We start from the raw sequence: 5114 nt of genomic DNA on the forward strand, positions 1-5114 counted from the left end.
CTTAAGTAATGATAGCTTACGATTTAGTTTCAATCGTCATGTGGTTTATCTATAGATGTACCTTATATAAATTTAACCTAGGAAGTAATAGTTTATTTAATGCACTTAAAAAGTGATTGCCCATGGGACAATCACTTTCTTGAGTTTATATGTAATGAGGGCTGTTCAGCATTAAGCTGAACAGCTTTATATAAAAAACATTTTCTTCTCCTAAAGTTATTATCAAGTTTTCATTAAAAAGTACAGGTTAAACTGAATTAAGCTGCATAATTTAAAGCTTAATGGTTATTTCGTATAAGGGTGTGTTCATTTTCAAAGGAGAAGAAAATGCTTCTTGCCTAAGGTGCACTTTGCCAATCGTTATTTATTTGAGATTGCTTTTTAGTAGTTCTATTACTATTTTTTGCACTTTCTCTAGTTAAAGGAGTTTGATAGTTACATTTCTTCATTCTAACTTCCTTTTTATCTATTTGACTATCCTTAGCCATTGTATCCCTCCTTACTTATAATCAAAATAATCTATGTGATCATCGTTAGCTTTTTTATGACCAGCCTTTGCTTTTCCTTGTATCTCTGGAACTGGACTTACTTGATTCTTTTGAAACTTTTGTTTCTTATTACTCTCAGTTCCGTGAGGATCACTTACATCTGGTCTTCTCATTCCCTTTTTAGCCATTTATGAATCCTCCTTTATTAAGATTTACGCTATTATTTTGTGTGTATTTGAAATTAATATACTAGAATTTAATAACAATAATTTTTTATTAAAAATAAAAGATAAGCTATATCAAAATAACTTTGGATACAGCTTATCTTTTAAACTCTATTTACTTTCCACTATTGCTAATGCTACAGCACCTATAACACCTGCATCAGTCCCAAGACCTGCTGGTACTATTTCGCAGCTTTCAACCATAGCTTTCAATGCTCTTTCATCAACTACTTCTTTAACTTTATCAAAAACCACTTGTCCGCCTTTACTAACTCCGCCACCTATAACTATCATTTCTGGGTCAAAGGTATTTACTATGTTAGCTATTCCTATTCCAAGATATGTTAAACTCCTATGAAGTATGTCTTTTGCTACTTCATCTCCATTTTTAGCCTCAACAAAAACTTCATAAGATGTAGGATTTTCATATTTAGCTAAAGTTGTCTCAAGACCGCTTTCTACTGCCTCTACAGCTCTTTTTCCTATAGCTGTTCCTGATGCTAAAGCTTCTACACAGCCATGATTTCCACAGTTACATCTTGGTCCTTCTGGAAGAATAGTTGTATGGCCTATTTCTAGAGCATTACTAGTGTTTCCTCTAAATATCTTTCCATTTACTATTGCTCCTCCACCTACTCCTGTGCTTACAGTAACATATACCATGTTGCTAGTATTTTTTCCTTCTCCAAACATAAATTCTCCAATAGTAGCTACGTTAGCATCATTATCTAAATATACTGGAACATTAAATCTATTTTTAATAGGATCTACTAACTTAAAATTCTTAAATGGTAAATTTGAACTTGCTATAATTATACCTTTTTTTGCATCTAAAGGTCCTGGTGATCCAATACCTATAGCTTTTACTTCCTCTGAAGTCTTACCACTTTTTTCTAAAACAGTTTCAATAACTCCAATTATTCTATTAAGTACTGCCTCTTCTCCATCCTTAGCATCAGTTGGAACCACTTGGCTTTCTATAACATTACCATGTAGATCTGCAATTGCTCCATGAATTTTTGTTCCTCCTAAGTCTATACCTATGACATACGCGCTCATGAGCTAACCTCCATAATATATTTTTTTAAAATTTATTTAAATAATACATTATCATTTTATCATAATTACTTAGTAATATAAATTATATTTTGGAGGCTCTTATATAATAAAGTCCATCATCCTTTAATCCTAAATGTTTTACTATAAAACTTTGTTTATGAAGCATCTCACATATGAGTCCCACACTCTCATCTCCTACACCATTTAAAGCAATAGTAAACTTATCATTATAATCTACAACGCCCATATAATCATATATACTGCTAAAATCAGTTAAATCTAAATTTCCCTTTATATCTAGTCTATAATTTGACATACCCTATCTCCTTGCTAATTGTTTTATGTAAAACTTAATGATAAAATACTTTCTCCACAGTTTAGATTTAAAACATAAAAAACTATATTTCTAAAGAAAGCTTGTTTCATGTAAACCAGTCACATAGCATGAAAAATTTATTTTATAGCCAGTAAAGTCTAACATTCTTAATATATGCCCATACCCTTAAAAATATTCTTTATATCCATTAAAATTATAATTTTTTCGACAAAATATATTTAAGAATATATAAAAAAATTAAGGCACTATAGTATCTCTTAATAAATACTTATAGCGCCTTAATATATGCTTTACTTTAAAATATATCTAAAATATTAAGCTTCTTTTTTCTTAGAAGATTCAATTATTTTCGCTACTTCTGATGCTGGTACTTCCTCATATTTTTCAAACTTCATAGAAAAGCTTCCTCTTGCCTGAGTCATGGATCTTAGATCTGTAGCATAGGTAAGCATCTCTGATTGTGGAATATCTGCTATTATCTTCTGCCCATCATCAATTGGTTCCATTCCAAGAACTTTACCTCTCTTTTTATTTACATCCCCCATTACATCTCCCATGTATTCATCTGGTATAACTATCTCCGCTCTCATTATAGGTTCTAAAAGAATAGGTTCTGCCTTTTCTAATCCCTTTTTGTAAGCTAAAGATGCTGCTATTTTAAATGCCATTTCTGAGGAATCCACAGGATGATAGGATCCATCATGTAAAGTAGCCTTTAATTTTATAACAGGATATCCTGCAAGGACTCCTTGCCTTATACAGTCCCTAAGTCCTTTTTCTACTGCTGGTATAAAGTTTCTTGGAACAACTCCTCCAACTACTTTATCTTCAAATAATAATTCCTCTCCATCTACTCTTCTCTCAAACTTTATCCACACATCGCCATACTGACCATGTCCTCCAGTTTGCTTTTTATGTTTACCTTGAGCATCAGCTACACCCTTTATAGTTTCCCTATAAGGAATTTTAGGAGTTCTTAAAACAACATCTGCTCCAAATTTAGTTTTTATTTTAGATGCCACTATCTCTAAGTGGGTTTCTCCAACCCCAGATATTATAGTCTCTGCATTCTCTAAATCTCTGCTTATTTTAAATGTTGGGTCTTCTTCACATAGCTTTGATAAGGCAGAAGATATCTTCTCTTCATCTCCTTTTGCTTTTGGAAGTACAGCCATTGATATAACTGGCTCTGGGAAATTAAGCTTATCATATATTATATTAAAAGTTTTATCACATAAAGTATCACCAGTATTAGTATATTGTAGCTTAGCCACTGCTCCTATATCTCCTGCAATTATTTCTTTAGCAAGACTTTGGTTTTTACCTTTCATGTAGTATATATTTCCTATCTTTTCGTCCTTCTCCTTAATTGAATTATATACCACACTATCTGAAGTAAGTTTCCCAGTGATTACCCTAAACATAGATAACTTACCTACAAAAGGGTCTGCAACAGTTTTAAATACTAAAGCTGAGAATGGCTGATTTTCATCTATTTTTATAAACTTTTCCTCTTTATTCTTCACAACAACTGCCTTCTGCGGTATTGCATATTCTGGTGATGGAAAACATTCAACCATGTCTTCTAATAATGTATCTATTCCAATTACCTGTTGTGCTGATCCACACATAACTGGTGCTATATCTCCACTAGAACATCCTTTTATTAATCCCTCATATATCTCTTCATCAGTTAAGCTTCCTTCACTAAAATATTTATCTAATAATTCTTCACTGGTTTCTGCAACAGCTTCCATTATCATTTGCTTACACTGATCAACTTTTTCTAAAAGCTCTTCTGGAATTTCTATTGGCTCCATCTCATGAGTCTTAGAATTATATATTCTTGCTTTCCTAGATATTACATTTATAACACCTTTAAATTCTGATTCATTTCCTATTGGATATTGAATAGGTACTACGGAAATACCAAAAGTATCCTTAAGACTTGAAAGTACTTTCTCAAAATTACTATTCTCTCTATCTAATTTGTTTATGAAGAAAGTTCTAGGTAATTTAATCTTATTTACATACTTCCAAGATTTTTCTGTCCCAACCTCAATGCCTGATACACCACATACAACTATCATAGCTAAATCTACAGCTCTCATTCCCTGTATAGATTCTCCTATAAAATCAAAGTATCCGGGTATATCAACTAAATTTACCTTTATTCCTTGAAAATTGAAAGGTAGTACTGAAGAAGAAATTGATATTCTTCTTTTCTTCTCTTCACCATCAAAGTCGCTTACTGTGGTGCCATCTTCTATCTTCCCTAAACGGTCTATAGTTTTAGTATAGTAAAGAAGTGATTCAGTTAATGATGTCTTTCCTGCTCCACTATGGCCTATAATACCTACATTTCTAAGATTTTTGGTTTTATATTCATTCATGGTAAAACCTCCTAGCATTGGATAAGATTTAGACTTAATATTATACTTCTGTGAAGACTAAAAAATTCCTTTTAAAATTAATGCAATTTTCAGAATTATTTTAATTTTAATTCTTTATAGTATATATAATCTCTTTTTATAGATTTTTATTCTACATATTTTAGCCATCACATTCTAGTCTTTGTATAAACATTCCAATACTATATATATAGATTTAATATGAAAGGTATTCCCCTAAAGCAAAATTTATTACCATATAAATTTTTGACAAAAATCTTTATTAACCAAAATAAACCTTAAGTTATCGTTAACTTAAGGTTACTATAGAGCAAATCTTCCTTTAGATGAATTAATCTATGGGCTTACCAACTGTTATCTCTCACCCTTTAAGAAGATATTAGAGTTAGCATCCATCAGATAAATTACTACAAAATAAAAAAAGCAGGATAAATCCTACCTTAAATTCTTAAAAATGGCTCCGCAGAGAGGATTCGAACCTCCAACCTATCGGTTAACAGCCGAGTGCTCCACCATTGAGCTACTGCGGAATACTTTTTAAACCTGGCAACCTCCTACTCTCCCACTCAGTCTCCCAAGCAGTACCATCGGCCTT

General features: G+C 31.8%; 5 protein-coding genes and 1 tRNA gene. All 6 read right to left on the reverse strand.

Translation table 11 applies throughout. The annotated features are described in order from the left end of the window. Positions 1–338 precede the first annotated feature (338 nt). Entirely contained in the window at positions 339–488 is a 150-nt protein-coding gene (locus tag AB2369_RS11180; RefSeq protein ID WP_367666561.1) for a hypothetical protein, read from the reverse strand. An 11-nt stretch (positions 489–499) separates the two neighbouring features. Continuing rightward, the gene (locus tag AB2369_RS11185) at positions 500–676 is read right to left on the reverse strand and encodes a hypothetical protein (RefSeq protein WP_367666562.1); all 177 of its coding nucleotides are present in this window, start codon (positions 674–676) and stop codon (positions 500–502) included. A 147-nt stretch (positions 677–823) separates the two neighbouring features. After that, positions 824–1771 (reverse strand): ROK family protein, encoded by a 948-nt coding sequence (locus AB2369_RS11190; RefSeq protein WP_367666563.1) that lies wholly within the window; start codon positions 1769–1771, stop codon positions 824–826. Between the two features lie 82 nt (positions 1772–1853). After that, positions 1854–2087 (reverse strand): hypothetical protein, encoded by a 234-nt coding sequence (locus tag AB2369_RS11195; RefSeq protein WP_367666564.1) that lies wholly within the window; start codon positions 2085–2087, stop codon positions 1854–1856. A gap of 335 nt (positions 2088–2422) precedes the next feature. Beyond that, entirely contained in the window at positions 2423–4501 is a 2079-nt protein-coding gene (fusA, locus tag AB2369_RS11200) for an elongation factor G (protein ID WP_367666565.1), read from the reverse strand. Between the two features lie 473 nt (positions 4502–4974). Further along, positions 4975–5049: transfer RNA gene (locus AB2369_RS11205), tRNA-Asn, on the reverse strand. Positions 5050–5114 lie beyond the last annotated feature (65 nt).

Source organism: Clostridium sp. (genome assembly GCF_040797585.1).
Lineage (GTDB): Bacteria > Bacillota > Clostridia > Clostridiales > Clostridiaceae > Clostridium_Z.